Source organism: Mesorhizobium sp. M7A.F.Ca.AU.002.02.1.1 (assembly GCF_003998535.1).
Lineage (GTDB): Bacteria > Pseudomonadota > Alphaproteobacteria > Rhizobiales > Rhizobiaceae > Mesorhizobium > Mesorhizobium ciceri.
Map to the genome: position 1 here is coordinate 1 of NZ_RZPB01001474.1, position 485 is coordinate 485.

1 protein-coding gene is annotated in these 485 nt (G+C 61.6%); it reads right to left on the reverse strand.

Annotated elements, in window-relative coordinates:
- On the reverse strand, positions 1-485 hold a 485-nt coding region (locus EN879_RS38445; protein WP_127274835.1), incomplete at both ends, for an ATP-binding cassette domain-containing protein.

Below are 485 nucleotides of genomic sequence, written 5' to 3' on the forward strand. Positions count from 1 at the left end.
GTCCTGGTGAAGGCGCTTGATCTCGCCGCGCATTTCGTCGCGAAGCTGGGCATCCAGATTGGACAGCGGCTCGTCGAACAGAAAGATGCGGGGGTTGCGGACTATGGCGCGGCCGATGGCGACGCGCTGACGCTGCCCACCGGATAACTGGCGTGGAAATCGCCCGAGCAAGGGGATGATGCCGAGCATACGCGCAGCCTCGGCAACGCGCGCCTCTACCTCGGGCTTCGGCATCTTGCGCGCCTTGAGACCGAAGCCGATGTTCTTCGCCACGCTCATATGTGGATAGAGCGCATAGTCTTGAAACACCATCGCCACGTCACGATCGCGCGGCCGCAAGTCATTGACCACCTCGCCGCCAATCTCGATCGTGCCTTGCGAACTCTCCTCCAGTCCTGCAATCGTCCTCAAAAGGGTACTCTTGCCGCATCCGGAGGGGCCGACCAGAACGGTGAACTCACCGTCGCGAATGTGGAGGTCAATGC